Raw genomic sequence first — 18,920 nt, forward strand, 5'->3', positions numbered from 1 at the left:
CGCCACCGAAGGCGGACTGCGCCGCATCACAACGACCACAATCCATGCTCCCGGATGTCCCACCTCGCACATACGGAATCCACGTGCTGAATCCCACCGACGAACAAACTGCTGCTGCCGACCACTTTCACGCTGGTGATCACCTCGCCCTCCAAGCCGGGGCCGGCACAGGGAAGACAACCCCCCTCGCCCTGCTCGCCCAGGGAACCAAACGCCGCGGCCGCTACTTCGCCTACAACCGGGCGATCGCCCGCGACGCCAGCACCCGCTTCCCCACCACCGTCACCTGCAAAACCGCCCACGCCCTGGCCTTCGCCGTCATCGGCCACCGCTACACCCGCCGCCTGAACGCCCCCCGCCGTCCCGCCTGGCAGACCGGCAAGACATGGGCGTCACCAAACCCGTCCGCATCGGCGAACGCGAGATGTCACAACGCACCCTGTCCAACGCCGTCCTGCGCACCGTCACCCGCTTCTGCCACTCCGCCGACTCCACGATCACCCACCGCCACGTCCCCCGCCTCCGTGGCCTCGAGGACCAGCCCCTGCACAACCAACTGGCCCAGTTCATTGCACGCTTCGCCCGCAAAACATGGGCCGACCTTCAGGGCCCCGATGACGGCAAGGTTCGTTTCGAGCACGATCACTACCTCAAGATCTGGTCCCTCACAGATCCGAAAATCGCGGCCGACTTCCTTCTCCTGGACGAGGCCCAGGACACCAACCCCGTCGTCGAGCAGATCTTCAACAACCAGCGCAGCCACGCCCAGCTCGTTATGGTCGGCGACTCCGCCCAGGCCATCTACCAGTGGCGAGGCGCCAAAGACGTCATGACCGGATTCGACGGCACCGCCCTGGCCCTGTCGAAATCCTTCCGCTTCGGCCCCCGCCTCGCCGACGAAGCCAACCGCTGGCTTGCGATCGCCGACGCACCGATCCGGCTGCAAGGCAGCCCTCAAGTCCCCACCGAACTCGGCCTCGTCGCACAGCCCGATGCCGTGCTGTGCCGCACCAACGTCGGAGCCATCACCGAAGTAGTCCAACTCCTGGCCGCCGACTACAGAGTCGCCCTGGTCGGGGGAGGGGAGAGCCTGCGCGCTCTGGCCCTGGCCGCCCGCGACCTCAAGGAAGGCCGCCGCACAAACCATCCCGAACTCGTACTGTTCACCTCCTGGGGGGACCTGCAGGACTACGCCGGCCATGACCCAGCAGGCCGTGACCTGCAGCCACTGGTCGACCTCGTCGACCAACACGGTACGGACGCCATCCTCGCCGCAGTCAACCAACTCACCCACGAAGACCAGGCACAGATCACTGTCTCGACCGCGCACAAGGCCAAAGGCCGCGAATACCGCCCCGCGACAGCAACCAGCAGGACGACTCCGGCCGCCCCATTCCTCACCCGATCGACGACGCTGAAGCCCGCCTCGCCTACGTCGCCGTCACCCGAACCCGCACCCGCCTCGACATCGGCGGCCTCGCCTGGATCGACCACCACCCCGATGGAATCCGACCTCCCAACCCGGCTGCCCCGGACTCTTGACGCCCAGCATCGCGGCCCCCAACTGGCATGCCAGATGCGGCTCGTCTTCACCGGAACTCGATCGGCGAAAGGCTCGGAGGAATGGGGCGGCGGGCCTTGGCATCGCAGTGGCGGATGAGCCAGGAGGGAGCCCTTGAGCGGGTACCAGACGCCGCTCAATGCTGAAGTCAACCCGTCTGCGTGACTGGTGGGTCGGGGGTGAACATCCGGTTGTCGCGCGGACGGATCCTCAAGCTGGCGGCTGTGCGGGGCCAGCATGGAGTCCAGGGCTGAAGGCTGGCTGCGGTCATCTTGCCGCTGATGAACTCCCGCTTGGCTTATGTGATCCCAGGTTCTTCCAGTGGCAGAGTTCGACCTCGTTTGAACAGCTCCACGTCTTGGAGAACCGTGTGATGTTCCTCCCGGGGTGTAGGTGTCCTGGGAAATGCTTGGCGAGACCATTAATCTCACTTTACTCACTGTCGTGCAGGCCGGTCTCTTCCTGCCTCGCCCGCTTCCTTGCTCTGCAGCGCGCACCTCGTAACGGCGAACATGACAGCCTGGTTTGTTTTCCTTCCGAAAATCGACGCTCCCCGTCGTGATGTGCATGGCCGAGGGGCGCGCCCCCGCTGGTCGCGGCGGTCCCATCTGCCGAGCCGACTACGCATGGTGCACGAAAGCGCGGCTTGATTCGAGTCGCCGAGAGCCGGGGCAGCTCGAAGTTCCTTGACTCGTGTGCATGCCATCAAGTTCCATGGCACCGTGATCAGGACGCGATGCGCGCATTCTCGACCTGCTGGCAGGTTTTCGGCTAGGTGAACGGGAAACGTGCGCCAGAGTGCGCAGTCGTCCGAGCTGAAGGGAAGTTTTTGTTAGTCAACTCGGAGTGCTTGGTTCGCCCATGTCTGTCCAGTGTGCTGACCTGACGCTGTAGATCACTGCACTATGAAGAATTCGTATGAAAGACGGGGGAGTTGTTTGGATGCCTGACTTATCAAGCGCGGTCTCTCGAACCGCACTGGCATCGACTGACCTTGAAGCGCGGACCAGAGCCGCATTGGAAGCCGGGTCAGCGAGAAGCATGGAGAAACGCCGTGCTGCCGGAAAGCTCAGCGCTCGGGAACGAATCGAAAATCTACTGGATCCGGACTCCTTCGACGAGTTCGACCAGCTCGCACGACACGGTAACGGGGCCTCCGGGCCAGGCCCTTACGGTGACGGGGTGATCACCGGCACCGGCCTGGTCGACGGTCGCGAGGTCTGTGTGATCTCCCAGGACTTCACTGTGCTCGGTGGAAGCATGGGTGAGACCCACGGCCGCAAGATACTCAAAGCTATGGATCAGGCAACCAAAATCGGCTGCCCTGTGATCAGTATCAACGAATCCGGCGGCGCGCGGATTCAGGAGGGCGTAGCCTCCCTTGCCTACTACGCCGAGCTCGGTCGCAGGAACTCGCTGGCATCCGGTGTCGTACCGCAAATCGCGTTGATTGCCGGCCCGTGCGCGGGCGGCGCGGTGTATTCCCCCGCGCTGATGGATTTCGTAGTCATGGTGGACAGGTCCTCCTATATGTTCGTCACCGGTCCCGACGTGCTCCGCTCGGTCACAGGAGAATCAGTCAGTAGAGAGGAATTGGGCGGCCCGCAGCAGAACGCGGCCGTCTCCGGGAACTGCCACTACGTTGCAGAGGATGAGAAGGATGCACTGAACTGGATCCAGAACCTGCTGTCATATCTCCCCTCGAATAGCTATAGTCGACCGCCGGCACTGGAACCCGCCGGCTACCCTGAGGTCACCGCTGATGACTTGGTGCTCAATTCAATAATCCCTGACTCCCCCCGGCAGGGCTACGACGTGCGCGAGGTCATTGCGCGGGTGGTGGATGATGGTGAGTTGCTTGAAGTCCACGCTCTATTCGCGCCCAACATAATCTGCGGCCTAGCCAGGATGGACGGGCATGCAGTGGGCGTGGTGGCTAATCAGCCTATGCACCGGGCGGGGACGCTCGACATCGACGCCAGCGAGAAGGCGGCGAGGTTCGTGCGTTTCTGCGACGCATTCAACATCCCCGTCCTCACCTTCGTCGACGTGCCCGGGTACATGCCCGGCGTCGGCCAGGAACGCGATGGCATCATCCGCCGTGGCGCCAAACTTCTGCACGCCTACGCCGAGGCCACCGTCCCGTTGTTGACTGTCGTGCTGCGCAAGGCGTACGGAGGAGCCTACGCGGTGATGGGATCCAAACATCTCGGCGCGGACATCAACATCGCTTGGCCCACGGCGCAAATCGCGGTGATGGGTGGTGACGCTGCGGTGGAGGTACTGCACCGCAAACAGCTGTCCGAAGCGGGGGACAGCGCGCCGGAACTGCGGCGGCAGCTCATCGCCGAGTACGAGCAGAAGCTCATGAACCCATACGCAGCAGCCGAACGCGGCTACATCGATGGGGTCATCATGCCCAGTGAGACACGGATCCAGGTATCCAGGGCCCTTCGGGCACTGTTCAGCAAACGCGAATCCGATCCACCCCGTCGGCGGCACGGGAACATCCCTCTATAGCCGCATCCGGCGGACCGCTCGCGCGCCACTGCTCCCGCGACTGACGGGACACAAGTGTGCCGCGGATCGCGAAGAGCCGCCGACTCTCACATCCGACTATGCAGTGCGGCCCCGCCGTGTGCGGCGAGCCCTCTTCGCTCACCTCATGGAGGCGTACTTGTCCAACATCGTCACATTGCTGCCTCAACAGACACCAGCGAGGTGGTCTGCGGGATCCGTCGCTTTCGACGCGGCGGGCATTGCCACCGCAACCCGGCGGGCCCGGGAGCACTTGCACATCGTGAGTCAGTCGGACGGTGGCCCGCTCGGCGTGGCCACCGGCGGTGAGGTGCGGCACGACGGCCTCGGTGACCTGCGTTGGCACGGCACGCTGCCACCGTTGTACCCGGAATGGCTGGGCAACCGCAGTTTCACCGAGGCGCACGGCGTCCGTTTCCCGTACATCGCAGGGGAGATGGCGCATGGCATCTCCTCCGTGGACATGGTTGCAGCCATGGCCGAAGCGGAGATGTTGTCGCTGTTTGGCGCGGGCGGCCTTGGCCCGACGGATGTCGAGCACGCCGTGACGGAACTCGGCAGGCGTCTCGCCGGCCGGCGGAACTGGGGTGTCAACCTGCTACATTCGCCCGCCGAGCCGGACGCCGAGGACCGCACCGCCAGGCTCTTGGTGGCACGCGACGTACCCTGCGTGTCGCTCTCTGCCTACCTGGGCCTGACACCGGCTGCCGTACGCGTCGCCGTCGCCGGAATCAGGCTCGACCCGCAGGGCAACATGGTCCGCCCCCGTCGCGTGATCGCCAAGTTGTCCCGGCCCGAGGTGGCCGAGCGGTTCCTTGCTCCCAGCCCGCCGGAACTGGTGCGCACTCTGGTCGAACGCGGCGAACTGTCCGAGCAAGAGGCCGCGTTGGCCGCGCGGATCCCGGTGGCCGAGGACATCACCGTGGAGTCCGACAGTGGCGGCCACACCGACAACCGCCCGCTCGGCGCTCTTCTCCCAGTGGTGCAGGCACTCCGGGACCGGGCCGTGCAGCAGTTCGGATACGACCGCCCGATCCGGATCGGCGCGGCGGGAGGACTCGGCACCCCCACCGCGGTAGCTTCCGCGTTCGCCGCGGGCGCAGACTACGTCGTCACCGGCTCCATCAACCAGATCGCCGCCGAGGCGGGCACCTCCACCGCCGCCCGACAACTGCTCAGTGACGCCGGCGTGGCTGATGTGACCATGGCCCCGGCGGCCGACATGTTCGAGATGGGCGTACGGGTACAAGTGCTCCGCCGGGGAACGTTGTTCGCCTCGCGTGCAGACCTACTGCACCAGACCTACCGTGACCACGAGGGGCTCGACCAACTCGCCGCCGGCCTGAGGAACAAGCTCGAACGCGAGGTCTTCGGCCAGCCGCTCGATGAGGTCTGGGCGGACACCACCGAATTCTGGGCGGCGCGTGACCCGCGTGAGCTGGCCAAGGCGGAGCGTGACCCGAAGCACCGGATGGCGCTGGTGTTCCGGTCCTACCTGGGCCGGGCCGGAGGCTGGGCAACCACTGGCGTCGCAGAGCGGCGTTCCGATTTCCAGATCTGGTGCGGTCCCGCGATCGGCGCATTCAACCAGTGGCGTGCGGGCTCGTTCCTCGACGGCAGCGATGGCTGCTCCGTCGTACAGATCGCCCGAAACCTGATGGAAGGAGCCAGCGTGGTGACCCGGGCCCAGCAATTGCGCAGCTACGGCGTCCAGGTACCCGCGGCGGCGTTCCGCTTCGCTCCACGACCGTTGACGTAAGGAAGCGAGATGACCGACACCCCCATCGCCATCGTCGGTATTGGCGCCGTGGTGCCCGGCGCGACGGACGCGGGCGCGTTCTGGACAAACGTACTCGCACGGAAGGATCTGATCACTGAGGTGCCGGCGGACCGCTGGCTGCTCGCCGACCACCACGACCCCGACCCGGCCGCCGCGGACCGGACGTACGCGCGACGTGGCGCCTTCATCCCAGATGTCGACTTTGACCCGATCGCCTTCGGCATACCACCGCACTCATTGAGCGCCATCGACACCACGCAGCTGCTCGCCCTGGTCGTGGCAGAACAGGCACTCGCCGACTACGGCATGGCCAAACTGTCCGACGCGAACCGCGAACGGGCCGGGGTCCTGCTCGGCTGCGGCTCCCTGGAACTGATGAACCACATGGCCGGGCGGCTCCAGCGGCCGCTGTGGCTGAACGCCTTGCGCACCCACGGCATCGACGACGAAACCGCGCACAAGATCTGCGAGTCGATCGCCGAACAGTTCGTGCCGTGGCAGGAGGACACCTTCCCTGGCGTGCTCAGCAACGTAGTTGCTGGACGGATCGCGAACCGGTTCGACCTGCACGGCACCAATCTGACCGTCGACGCTGCCTGTGCTAGCTCACTGGCTGCGCTCAACGCAGCCGTCACCGAGCTGCAGACCGGCCGGTCGGACCTCGTGCTCACTGGTGGGGTCGACACGATGAACGACCCGACGATGTTTCTGTGCTTCTCAAAGACCCCGGCGCTGTCGAAGACCGGCGATTGCCGTCCGTTCTCTGAGGCGGCCGACGGCACGGTGCTCGGCGAGGGGCTGGCCATGGTGGTCCTCAAGCGGCTGTCCGACGCGGAACGCGACAATGACCGGATCTATGCGGTGGTTCGCGGCGTGGGCAGCTCTTCCGACGGACACGGCGGCGCGATCTACGCGCCGCGCCCCGAGGGCCAGGTCCGCGCCCTGCGCAGGGCCTATGAGCGCGCGGGTTACGGTCCAGAGACAGTCGAGCTCGTCGAAGCGCACGGCACCGGTACGAAGGCTGGAGACGCCGCCGAATTCGCCGCACTGCGCGAGATCTTCGACCAGTCCGGTCGCACAGACCGGCAATGGTGTGCACTCGGCTCGGTCAAGTCGCAGATCGGTCATACCAAGTACGCTGCGGGTGCGGCGAGTTTGGTGAAGACCGCGCTGGCGCTGCACCACCGGGTACTGCCGCCGACGCTCAAGGCGGACCGGCCCCACCCAGAGCTCGCGGTGACGGACAGCCCCTTCTACCTCAATACAGAGACCAGGCCATGGATCAGGGCTGGGGACCATCCACGGCGCGCGTCGGTATCCGGTTTCGGCTTCGGAGGCAGCGACTTCCACGTCACACTGGAGGAATATGCCTCGCCCGCCCGCGGTGTGCCCAGGCCGTGGCAACTTGCGCTGCTGAGCGCGCCGACCCCCGGTGAGCTGGTGAGGGCGCTGCGGTCGGGCGCTGACACCGGCTTCGATCCACGGCACCATGCTCGGCTATCCCTCGTGCACGACGGTGATCCCTCACCGCTCAAAGCCCTCGCCGCGGACCGGATCAACCAGCAGCCCGACCAGCCATTTGGCCTGCCACAGGGCTGCTGGTACGCGTGCGGTCCCACCGATCCTGGTGGCGTGGCATTCCTGTTCCCCGGGCAGGGTGCGCAGTATCCCGGGATGGGCGCGGACCTGGCCTGCTGGTTCGGGGCCGCGCGGCAGGTATGGGACCGGGCTGCAGAGCTTACACTCGGCGAGGTTCCCTTACACACCGTGGCCTCTCCGGCGGGGCCGATCAGTGACATGCAGCGGGAGCGGCTCGCGGAGGCGGAGTGGGCACAGCCCGCCCTCGCCGCGCACAGCCTGTCGATGCTCGCAATACTGGATGAACTGGGGCTTAATGCGGACTGTTTCGCGGGCCACAGCTTCGGCGAACTGGTCGCACTTCACGCGGCCGGCACACTAGACGCGGACGACCTACTGCGGCTGGCACGTCGGCGAGGCGAGCTGATGCGGGATGCGGCGACGGAACCCGCCGGAATGCTGGCGATCCCGGCCGGCTATGCCGAGGTTGCCGCCGCGCTCGCCGAGGTGGACGTACGCGCTTGGCTGGTGAACGACAACGCCCCCGAGCAGGTGGTCGTCGCCGGCACGGCGCAGGCGCTTGACACTCTGAAGAAACGCTTCTCCGGTCGTGGCCTGCAGGCCAAACCGCTGCGTGTGGCAACCGCCTTCCACAGCCCTCTGGTCGCCCCCGCCGCCGACGGACTGCATGAATTCCTGGAACAACTCCAGATCTCGGCGCCGACCCGGCCCGTCTACGCCAACACCGACGCCGAAACGTATCCAGCTGAACCCGCCGACATCGCGGCCCGGGCAGCCCGGCACCTGGCCGCGCCCGTGCGCTTCCGGGAGATGACCCTCGCGATGCGCTCGGCAGGCGTACGCACCTTCATCGAGGTCGGCTCCGGAGCACGGCTCAGCGGGCTGGTGCGGTTGACCGTCACCGACGCGGCCGCCATCCCGCTCGACCCGCCCGGGCGGACGGGACTACGCGGGCTGCTCGACGGGCTGGCTCAGCTGGCGGTGCGGGGCGTGCCGTTCGACGGGGCGGCCCTGGCAGGGCCTGCCCCTACCGAGAAACAACCGACCGGGAAGGCGACTGTGCAGATCAACGGTAAGAACCACCGCCAGCCCTACCCCCTGGAGCAGCCGGCGCATCCCGTGACAGCGGCCGCCGCTTCAGAGTCGGCGCCTGCCCCAGAGCCGGCGCCTGAGAGCGTGCCGGCTGTACAGGGACAGGACGCTGTCCTGCGTGCCGCACAGGAAGTGCAGCGGCAGACCGCCGAAGTCCACACGGAGTTCCAGCGCCAGCTCGCGACCTCGCACGTGGAGTTCCTCCGGGTGGCCGAGTCCTCGCTCGCCGCTCTGCTCGGTCGGTCTCCGGACGAGTATGCGGTGCAAGCGGCGGATGCACCGGCCGTCCTTACAGCTCAGCTGGCGTTGGAGCAGACCAGCCAGCACGAACCGCGCAACGGCTTGTCCGGGACCATTACTTCGGAACCAGCTGTCGCTCCCGAGCCGGTGGTACGCCCGAAGCCTGCGGAGCGTCCCGAACGGGTGACCCAGTCCGCGCCGGAGGCGCCGCCTGAGCATGCGCCTTCCGCCGGTGGTGATGTTGCGGCGGTCATTTGTGCGGCGGTCGCGGAGCGTACGGGTTACCCCGTCGACATCATTACGCCTGAGATGAGCCTTGAGGCTGATCTCGGTATCGATTCGATCAAGCGGGTGGAGATTTTCGCGTCGGTATCGGGGCAGTTGGGCCCTGTCGATGTGGAGCTGCATCGGCTGCGTACGATCGCGGAGATCACCGAAGCGTATGAGGGTGTTGCTGGAGCGGAGTCTGACGCGGGGACAGAGGTCTCGGAGTTATCGGCAGCACCCGAGTTGGCCGACTCGCCTTCCGCCGGTGGTGATGTTGCGGCGGTCATTTGTGCGGCGGTCGCGGAGCGTACGGGTTACCCCGTGGACATCATTACGCCTGAGATGAGCCTTGAGGCTGATCTCGGTATCGATTCGATCAAGCGGGTGGAGATTTTCGCATCGGTATCGGGGCAGTTGGGCCCTGTCGATGTGGAGCTGCACCGGCTGCGTACGATCGCGGAGATCACCGAAGCGTATGAGGGTGTTGCTGGAGCGGAGTCTGACGCGGGGACAGAGGTCTCGGAGTTATCGCCAGCACCCGAGTTGGCTGACTCGCCCGCGCCGGAATCTCTGACGCGCAGTGAGCTGATTGCCGAGGCCGCACCCGCGCCTGGCCTCGCCCTCGATGGCCTGGGTGACGGCCTTGTCGCCGTCATCGAGGACGACACTGGTGTGGCGGAGTTCGTGGTAACTGAGTTAGCCACGGCCGGAGTGCGTGCGGTCGCCGCGAGGGAGGTGCCGGACGACGCATCCGCGGTGTTGTTCCTCGGCTTGTCCCAGCCCTCGTCACCACAGGCGGCGGTGGACCTGAACGTGGCGGCGCTCGCCGCGGCGAAGGCACTCGCCGGGCCGCAGGCGCGGCTGTTCGTCACCGTTCAGGACACCGGCGGTGACTTCGGTCTCACCGGCGCGGCACCGGAGCGGGCATGGACGGCCGGACTTGCCGGGCTCGCCCGGACCGCCGCACACGAATGGCCAATGGTCTCGGTCAAGGCGATCGACTGCGACGCGGCGGGCCGGCCGCCGCAGGAGACGGCTGCACGAGTGGTGTCCGAGCTGCTCAACGGCGGCAGTGACCCCGAGGTCGGCCTGAGGGCGGATGGCACCAGGCTCGTACCGCGTGTCGATGCTGCCGAAAGGCAACCGACCCCGGCGTGCCTGGGCCCCGAATCGGTGGTCGTCGTGACCGGCGGCGGGCGGGGGATCACCGCCGCAGCGGTCTGCGAGCTGGCCGAGACCTACCAGCCGAAATTGCTGCTCCTGGGTCGCACACAGCTTACCGAGGAGCCCGCCGGCCTCTCCGGGGCTGCCGACAAGCGGGAGCTGGTACGGCTGCTGGCCGAGCGGGGCGCCGCCGCTCCGATCTCGGAAGCCAAGCAGATCCTCGCGACCCGAGAGATCCGCCGAACCCTGGACCGGATCACCGTGTGCGGGGCACAGGTCCGTTACGCCGCCGTGGACATCCAGGACACGTCCGCAGTCGAGGCCGAACTGGCATGGGTGAGGGCCAACTGGGGACCGGTGACCGCTCTCGTACACGGCGCGGGCGTACTCGCCGACGGCAAGATCTCCGACAAGGACGAGCAGCAGGCCAGGGCGGTGCTCGGGCCCAAGGTGCTCGGCCTGGCCACACTGCTGAGAGCCACAGAGAACGACCCGCTGAGCATGGTGCTCGGGTTCTCCTCTGTCGCCGGGGTTTTCGGCAATGCAGGACAGAGCGACTACGCGATGGCCAACACGGTTCTCGACCATGCCCTCGTCGCAGAGCAGGCGCGCCGCCCCCAGGCGCTTGTGCGTTCTGTCGCCTGGGGCCCGTGGGAAGGCGGCATGGTCAACGAGGACCTCGCCGAGCGGTTCGCCCAGGCCGGCATCCGCACCATCAGTCTGGACGCAGGCGCACGCGCGCTGGCCGAGGAGGTTGCCACGGCGGGTCCGGTCCGCGTCGTCATCGAAGCCGGGCGCGGACTCGGCGCGGCGGCCGGCCGACGCTCGGAGGGCCTGGTCCACGTCGACGCGTGTTGCCTGTCTCAGTTGGCCGACCACGAGGTCGGCGGCCGTCCGGTGCTGCCCGTCGTATTCGCGCTGGAATGGCTCATCCGCCTCGCCGGGGCTGACACCCTGACCGAGTTCCGCGTGCTCAAGGCCCTTCCGCTGCCCGAGCTGCAGGCTGACGGCCACCAGCTGCGACTGCGGGCGACAGAGGACGCACTGGAGCTGCGCTGCGGCGAGGACGTGCACTTCCGTGCCCGTACGGGAACGGACTCGGCTGCCGGGACCTGGACCGCATCTCCCGGGCTGGCTCCCCGGGAGGTCTGCTACGACGGTGAACCGCTCTTCCACGGACCGCGTTTTCACGTGCTGGGCGACCAGGCACGGGTGGGTATGACCGGTGCTACGGCCGATGTACGGGGGTTGCGCGAGCTGGACTGGCCGGACCAGCACTGGCGGCTCGACCCGGCCGCCCTCGACGGCTGCCTGCAACTGGCGCTGCTGTGGGCGCAGGAAGTGATCGGCGAGCCGACGCTGCCGATGGCTGTCGGACAGGTACGGATACACCGGCCGGGACCGCTGTCCGGTCCGCTGCATGCCGTGCTGAGGGCCGGCCGCGTCGCTGCCCCACTTGCCACATGCGACATCGCGCTGATCGACGCGGACGGCGCCGTGGCAGCCGAGCTGCTCGACGTCGAACTCGTCACCCGCCCCGCCTGAACTGGACTGGAGGAGACTGTGGCCACGGGAAACGCCGTGCCCGCCGAACCGATTGCGATCGTCGGCCATGCCTGCGTCCTGCCAGGCGCTCTAGACCCCACGCAGCTGTGGGACGCAGTACTCGCCGGACGGTGTGCGATCACCCGGGTGCCCGAACACAGGTGGAGGCTCAACGGGCACGAGGACTCACACGCCGTACAGGGGGTCCAAGGCCCACGGGTCGGCGGATACGTACAGGGCTTCGAAGCGCCGCCGTCCACCCTGGACCCTTTGACGCAGTGGGTGCTGCATGTGCTGCGGGAGGCACTCGCCGAATCCGGGCGTTCGGGACCGCAGCCCAGAGCCGGTCTCGTCCTCGGAACGCTGGCCTACCCCTCGGCGAGCGCCGCGGCACTCGCCGAGGACTGGCTGCTCGCACCCCTGCGGAAGGAGCTGGCCCTGCCCGAGCCGCCGCCGGGTGACGAGCGGAACCGGCATTTCGCCACCCTGCCAGCGCGATTCGCCGCTGCGGAACTGGACCTGGGCCTCGGCGGGTTCGCGCTGGACTCCGCATGCGCATCCGGGCTGGTCGCAGTCAAGGCAGCCATGGACCGGCTGCGAGACGGCAGCGCCGACCTGATGCTGGCCGCTGCCGTGAACCGTGCGGACAACCTGCTGGTGCACAACGCCTTCCACGCGCTGTCCGCGCTCAGCGCCCAGGGAACGAGCCGTCCGCTCGACCGGTCCGCCGATGGGCTGGTGCCCGCCGAGGGTGCCGCGGCCGTGGCGCTGATGCGTCTGTCCGATGCCCTGCGCGAAGGCGCTGAGGTGCTCGGCGTCATTCGAGGCATCGGGCTGTCCAACGACGGCCGGACCGGTGGGCCGCTGGCCCCCGGCGAGGAAGGCCAGCTAAGAGCCATGCGGGCGGCGTACGCCGAAGCCGGGGTCGCCCCGGAATCGGTCTCCCTACTGGAGTGCCACGCCACCGGCACCCCGGTGGGCGATCTGGTGGAGGCCCGAAGCTCGGTCCGGATGTTCTCCGGCGCCACGGATCTGCCCATCGGTTCGGTGAAGTCCAATCTGGGCCACCCGCTCGCCGTCGGCGGACTCGCCGGCCTCATGAAGGTCCTCGGCGCCCTGCGCGCCGCCGTCCGGCCGCCGACGCTGGGTGTGAGCGAACCTCTGGACATCCTGCGTGGCACGCCGCTACGGCCACTGACCGAGGCCGAGGAGTGGCCGGGCCAACGCCGGGCAGCGGTCAGCGCCTTCGGCTTCGGAGGAACCAACGCCCATCTCGTGGTCGACGCCTTCACGGAAACAGACCACCCCACCCCTGCTCCGTTGCCCCCGCCTCCGGCACTGCTGGCAGTCGTCAGCAGCGCCGCAACGACGGGGGACCGTACAGAGCTCTCTCCGGCCGGATTGGCCGTGCCGCCCAACGACCTGGCCAGGGCGACAACGGCACAGCGACGCCTGCTCGCCGCCGCGCGACGGGCGGTCCAACGCGTCGCACTGCCCCGCGAGCGCACGATGGTCGTGATCGGCGGTACCGACGACGAAGAAGTGGCCCGCTACGGCCTGCGCTGGCGGCTGCCCGGCAGGCTCGGCCCGGACGTGCCCGCAGAACGGGTGGCCGAGATCCGTGACGCCTGCGCGGGGCCCTTCGATCTGGCGGCCGTACTCGGCACCATGCCGAACCTGCTGGCGCATCGCATCAACGCCCAGTGCGATCTGGGCGGCCAGGGCCTGGTGGTCTACGACAATGACTCCGGGCGAGTCGCGCTCAGCCTGGCCGAGCGCGCTCTGCGCAACGGTGAGGCGGACGCAGCTCTCGTGGGTGACTGGGCCGGACACGTCGTCGTCCTCAAGAGGCTCGCAGACGCCGTGCGGGACGGCGACACTGCACGCCCGCTTCCCGCGGACGTACGCCTCGCGTCCCTGACCGATGCCTTGGACGACACCGAGGTCTCGGTGTTCGCCGGTGCAGACCGGGACGGCGTGCTGGCCGCCCTCGACGCCGACGAACCGGGCGCGGGCCCAGCGAGACTGGCCGTGGTGGGGGCCGACCGCGCGGCTGCCCGCGACTGGCTGGCAGGCGAGGGGACCCGCCCGAACGGCGTGGCGTACCGGGACGAGCCGGTCCGCGGCGAGATCGCGTTCGTGTACACCAACGGCTCGGCCGCCTACCCCGGCATGGGGTGCGAGCTGGCCAAGGCGTTCCCGGTCCTGGGCGCGGCGCCGGACGCCGCCACGGATGTTCTGGGCCAGATCCACGGGGTGAGCGCGCTCGCCACCCTGCACACCAGGCTCACTCGTGACCTACTCGGCATCAGGCCGTCCGCCGCGATCGGATACTCCTCCGGCGAGGTCAGTGCGCTGGCTGCCTTAGGCGTTTGGCCAGACCTCTCGGCACTGATCGAAAGGGCGCGCGCCGACGGACTGTTCCGGGACGGGATCACCGGCGCACACCGCGTACTTGCCGACGCCTGGGGAAGACCGGGCGCCTGGGGCGCGTACGTCGTACTGGCGGACGCCGACCGAGTGCTCGGGGCACTCGGACCGCGCGCACACCTGATGGCCCGTAACGCACCGGGCGTGTGCGTGATCGGCGGGGACCCTAAGGCCTGCGAAGCCGCACTGCACAGGCTCGGTACCACCGGCATGCCCTTGAGCTACGACATCGCAGCGCACGTCCCCGAGCTGGCCGCAGCCCGTGAGCGGCTGACCGATGTGCACCGCCTGCCCACGAGCCCCCTGCCCGGGATCCGCTTCTACCGTGGTGCCACCGGTGACCATTACACCGAGCCCGACCCCGACACGGCCGCACAAGCGGTCGCAACACAGGCCGTGAGTTCCCTGGACTGGGTGCGCACGATCGACAACGCCTGGGCGGACGGTGCCCGTGTGTTCATCGAACACGGGCCGCAGGGCCTGTGCACGGGCTGGATCAGCCGGACCCTGGCCGGGCGCGAACACATCGCCATTGCGCTGGACTCGCCGGTGAACCCCCTTGGACAACTGCGCACCGCCGTGGCCGAGTTGATGGCAGCCGGTGTCGAAGTCGACCACCGCGCGCTGTTCAACAAGGCGCCGAAACCAGTTATCACACTTCCGCTGACCCAGAAGCCCTTACTCCTGCCCGGAATCCGGCCCGAAGCGGCGCGGATGCCACGTGCGCCCGAACTCCCCAAGGTCACCAGGCCCGAAACACTGCCCGAGTCCAGCCTCTCCCAGACCGGCGCGCCCGCTGCGGTACCTGAGCCGGTGCTCATTGGCCCACCTCCGTCCCCCTTGGCCGCGTTCCACGACACGCTCTGCGCCGCACACCGTACATACCTCGGCGTGCAGGCCGAGACGCACCGGCGGTTCCTCACCGGCCGCGCGAGCGCGCTGGCATCGATGGCCGGCTCCCAAGCCAAGGCGCCCGTGCACATCGGCCTCCCCGCACCCGCCCCGCGAGGCGACCGCCCGGTGTGGACCCGAAAGGACCTGGAGCATCTGGCCTCAGGCCGCATCTCTGACCTTTTCGGCCCGGCCTTCGCCGTTCAGGACGATCGGCCGCGGCAAACACGGATGCCGGGTCCCCCGATGCTGCTGGCCGACCGGGTCACCCGGATCGAGGGGGAACAGGGCAGCATGGGCACCGGCTCGATCCACACTGAGACCGACGTGACCGCTAACGCGTGGTACCTCGATCCGGCCGGCCGGATGGCACCCGGACCCTTCGTCGAGGCCGGGCAGGCGGACCTGCTGCTGATCAGCTGGCTCGGCGTGGACCTGGACAACCCGCAAGACCGGGTGTACCGGCTCCTCGGCTGCCGGGTCACCTTCCATGGCCCGCTACCGACCCCCGGCGAACGACTGCGATACGAGATCAGCATCGACCGGCACGTGGAACACGACGGAGTACGGCTGCTTTTCTTCCGCTACGACTGCTACACCGGCAACCGACTCCGGCTCACCCTGAGCGAAGGCCAAGCCGGGCACTTCACCACCGAGGAACTGGACGGCTCCGGCGGCATCACCTGGACCCCCGAAGCCCACCCGCCACCACCCGCGCGACTCGACCCGCCCACGGTCCCCACCGAGCTCCGCAACTTCGACCGGGACGCGCTGCGCGCATTCACCGAGGGCCGTCCAGCCGACTGCTTCGGACCGGGATGGGAACCGACCAAGACGCACCGAGCCACGCCCCACCTGCCAGGCGGCAACCTGCAACTACTACACGAAGTCAGCGAGTTCGACCCGCGAGGCGGGCCGTGGGGTCGGGGCTACCTTTGCGCAAAGACGACCGTAGCCGCCGACGACTGGTACTTCGCCGGGCACTTCCTCAATGACCCGTGCATGCCAGGCACCCTGATGTTCGAGGCCGGCCTGCAGGCGCTTGCTTTCTACCTTGCCGCACTGGGCCACACCGTGGACCGCGACGGCTGGCACTTCGAACCGGTGCCGGGGATCCCCTACGACCTGCGCTGCAGGGGGCAGGTCACCCCAGACACCCGTTCACTGACCTATCAGGTGTTCGTAAGTGAGGTCATCAACGGGCCCGAACCCACCGTCTACGCGGACCTGTTGTGCGTCGCCGACGGATTGCCCGCATTCCACGTCAGGCGGGCCGGCATCCATCTGGTGCCACCGGACCACTCGAAGGAGCCAGCCAGTGAATGACGCCGTCATCCCGGTGTTCGACAGGGAGTTCAAACGCTGCCCATACCGGCTGTACGACGAGATCAGGGATGACGGCGGCCTACGCTGGCTCGATGTGCCCAACGGGGCGCCCGGCTGGTTCGTCACCGACTACGAGCACGCGCGGACACTGCTGAGCGACCCGAGGCTGTCGAAAAACTCCGCGTATGGCGGACCCTCCTGGCACGAGCGGCAACCGCAGCGCGAGGGCGACCACTCACGTCCGCTCTTCCGCAACCTGCTCACTCTGGACGCACCGGAGCACACCCGACTACGAGCCACCGTACAGCGCGAGTTCACGGCCGGCAGGGTGCGGCACATGCGGCCAACAATCCAGCAGATCGCCGACGAGCTGATCGACGGTCTCGTAGCCGAGGGCCGCGGTGACCTGATCGACGACTTCGCATTCCCCATGGCACTGCAGGTCATCTGCCTTCTACTGGGCGTGCCCTTCGAGGACCGTGCGGCGTTCCGGGCCTGGTCGGCCGTCCTGGTGGCCAGCGAACAGGCCGACGCCCAAGCCGTGCTCGACGCCGCGGGATCGATGCGCCGCTACCTATCCGACCTCTTGGAGCGCAAACTCGCCAAGCCCGACGGAACGCTGTACTCCGCGCTCGGCGACTCCTACCGCCAAGGCGAGCTCAGCGTCGAGGACGTGGTCTCGATGGGCTTTCTGCTCCTGGTCGCCGGGCACGACACCACCGTCAACCTGGTCGGGAACGGCATGGCCGCGTTACTCACCGAGCCCAGACAAATGACCGAACTACGGGCGGACCCAGCCCTTGTCCCCGGAGCCGTCGAGGAGTTCCTGCGCCTCGCGGGCTCACTGGAGGTGGCCACCCCGCGATTCGCCAAGGAGGACATCGACATCGGCGGAGTGCGGATCGAGCAGGGCCACACCGTATACGTCGTGCTCGGCGCGGCGGGGCACGATCCGACGCGATTCCCCTGCCCAGACGACCTGGACATCCGCCGTGATGCCACCGGGCACCTGGCGTTCGGACACGGTGCGCATTACTGCCTCGGGGCTCCGCTGGCACGTCTGGAGGGACGGATTGCCTTCGAGACCTTGCTGCATCGACTGCCGGGCTTACGCCTTGCCGTGGCTCCCGAGGAACTGACCATACGACCTGGCCTGCTCATGCGCGGCCTCGAACGGCTTCCGGTGCTGTGCACAGACGAAGGGGAGCGATGAACACGTCGATCACCACTGCCGTGCACGGCACCACCGAACCGGGCTTCGATGAGGTGCGCGCGGTCTTCCAGCGACACTTCGAGACGGGCGCAGAGGCAGGAGCCGGCCTGTGCGTATACCACCGGGGTCAACCGGTGGCCGATCTCTACGGCGGGGTAGCCGACCCGGTCTCCGGCACGCCGTGGCGGCACGACACACTCGTCGCCCTGACCTCGGTGACCAAGGCCGTGCTGGCCGCCGTGACCCTGATAACCGCGCAGCGCGGCGTGCTCGACCTGGACGCCCCAGTCACCGAGCACTGGCCGGAGTTCGGCGCCGCGGGCAAGGCCAGGATCACCCTCACCACCGCACTCTCACACCGCGCGGGCATTCCCGTCTTCCCCCGGCCCGTGACCCTGTCCGACCAAATTGAGCGCGAGCCGGTCCTGGACATGCTCACGGGTCTGCGCCCGCTGTGGACGCCCGGCACGCGGCACGGCTACCACGCGATCACGCTCGGGTTCCTACTCACCGAAGTGCTGCGCCGAGCCACTGGCAGCACCGAAGGCCGGCTGGTCCAAGAGCTGCTGAGCGAACCGCTCGGCATCGACCTGCACATCGGACTCGACCCGTCGGACGTACCCAGGCTGGCTGGAGTGGTGGTGCCCGGGGAGGACGAGGAACGGTTCGACCCGTCGATCGGCGAGTACTGCTTGGCGGTAAAGGACCCCACCTCGCTGTTTTACCGCGCCACCTTCGGCAGCACCGCGATGAGCTTCGATGACATGAACGACAGCCGCTACCACACGGTGGAACGCCCAGCAGCCGGGTACGGCACCGCGGCCGCCGTTGCAAGGCTGTTTGCCGCTCTGGTCAGCGCGCCCGGCGGCATACGGCTGCTCGAACCTGCATGGGTGGACCGGGCTCGTACTCCGCATGCCAACGGCACCGACGAGGTCTGGCGGCTCGACACTTCCTTCGGCCTCGGCTACATGCTGCCCGGCGGAAGGCTCTGGCCAGGCAGCGGCACACGGGCCTTCGGACACATCGGCTCCACCGGAGCGCTGGCCTTCGCCGACCCCGAAAACGAACTCGCCTTCGCCTATCTCCCCACCCGCATGAAGCACCTCTACGAGCTCCCCGACCGACGTGCCACCGCACTGGTGAACGCCACATACGCCGCTGTGCGGGCCAACGGAACCGGACGCACGCCCCAAGACGCAGCGACCGGGTAAGCGCCACCGCCGCAGACCTCTCGCCACGTCATCGCAGGTCCGCGGGAGAGCACCGCCGTG

General features: G+C 68.0%; 6 protein-coding genes and 1 pseudogene. All 7 read left to right on the top strand.

Annotated features, from left to right (window positions below):
• Nucleotides 1–86: 86 nt before the first annotated feature.
• The 7 genes and pseudogenes from ACZ4NB_RS31905 to ACZ4NB_RS31935 all read left to right on the top strand — a co-directional run bounded on the left by ACZ4NB_RS31905 (nt 87) and on the right by ACZ4NB_RS31935 (nt 18,860).
• Nucleotides 87–1,542: pseudogene (locus ACZ4NB_RS31905) on the top strand (UvrD-helicase domain-containing protein).
• 937 nt (nt 1,543–2,479) lie between these two features.
• Nucleotides 2,480–4,081, top strand: a complete 1,602-nt coding sequence (locus ACZ4NB_RS31910; protein ID WP_467666524.1) for an acyl-CoA carboxylase subunit beta — start codon at nt 2,480–2,482, stop codon at nt 4,079–4,081.
• Between the two features lie 166 nt (nt 4,082–4,247).
• Entirely contained in the window at nt 4,248–5,858 is a 1,611-nt protein-coding gene (locus ACZ4NB_RS31915; protein ID WP_467666561.1) for a PfaD family polyunsaturated fatty acid/polyketide biosynthesis protein, read from the top strand.
• Nucleotides 5,859–5,867: 9 nt separating this feature from the next.
• A complete protein-coding gene (locus ACZ4NB_RS31920; protein ID WP_467666525.1) occupies nt 5,868–11,786 on the top strand; it encodes an SDR family NAD(P)-dependent oxidoreductase in 5,919 nt (1,972 codons plus the stop codon).
• Between the two features lie 36 nt (nt 11,787–11,822).
• Nucleotides 11,823–16,433, top strand: coding sequence for a beta-ketoacyl synthase N-terminal-like domain-containing protein (locus ACZ4NB_RS31925; RefSeq protein WP_467666526.1), 4,611 nt, complete (start codon nt 11,823–11,825; stop codon nt 16,431–16,433).
• Nucleotides 16,426–17,646, top strand: a complete 1,221-nt coding sequence (locus ACZ4NB_RS31930) for a cytochrome P450 family protein (protein ID WP_467666527.1) — start codon at nt 16,426–16,428, stop codon at nt 17,644–17,646. The genes ACZ4NB_RS31925 and ACZ4NB_RS31930 overlap by 8 nt, the downstream gene beginning before the upstream one ends.
• Before the next feature lie 20 nt (nt 17,647–17,666).
• Complete coding sequence (locus ACZ4NB_RS31935; protein ID WP_467666528.1) at nt 17,667–18,860, top strand: serine hydrolase domain-containing protein; 1,194 nt, start codon at nt 17,667–17,669, stop codon at nt 18,858–18,860.
• Nucleotides 18,861–18,920: the final 60 nt, after the last annotated feature.

The sequence above is a fragment of the Streptomyces sp. NPDC026575 genome (assembly GCF_055567415.1).